The organism is Streptomyces shenzhenensis (genome assembly GCF_021462265.1).
Taxonomy (GTDB): Bacteria; Actinomycetota; Actinomycetes; order Streptomycetales; family Streptomycetaceae; genus Streptomyces; species Streptomyces shenzhenensis.
On sequence record NZ_JAJONF010000242.1, the window covers coordinates 1 to 239 of the forward strand.

Genomic DNA, 239 nt, shown 5'->3' on the forward strand with positions numbered 1-239 from the left:
CGTCGACGGTGGTGGAGCGGTTGCGTGAGTGGGCTGTGCTGACGCCTGGGGCGGTGGCGTTGCGTTCGGGTGGGCGTTCGTTGACCTATGCGGAGGTGGATGCGTGTTCGGATGCGTGGGCGTGTGGGTTGGTGGCGCGTGGGGTGGGTCGGGAGTCGCGGGTGGGTCTGTGTCTGCCGCGTGGGGTGGAGATGGTGGTGGCGTTGCTGGCGGTGTGGAAGGCCGGTGGGGCGTATGTG

General features: G+C 69.0%; 1 protein-coding gene. It reads left to right on the forward strand.

What is annotated here, in order from left to right:
• Nucleotides 1-35: 35 nt before the first annotated feature.
• The coding region (locus LQ326_RS47645; RefSeq protein ID WP_308402186.1) for an AMP-binding protein at nucleotides 36-239 on the forward strand (204 nt) is incomplete at its 3' end.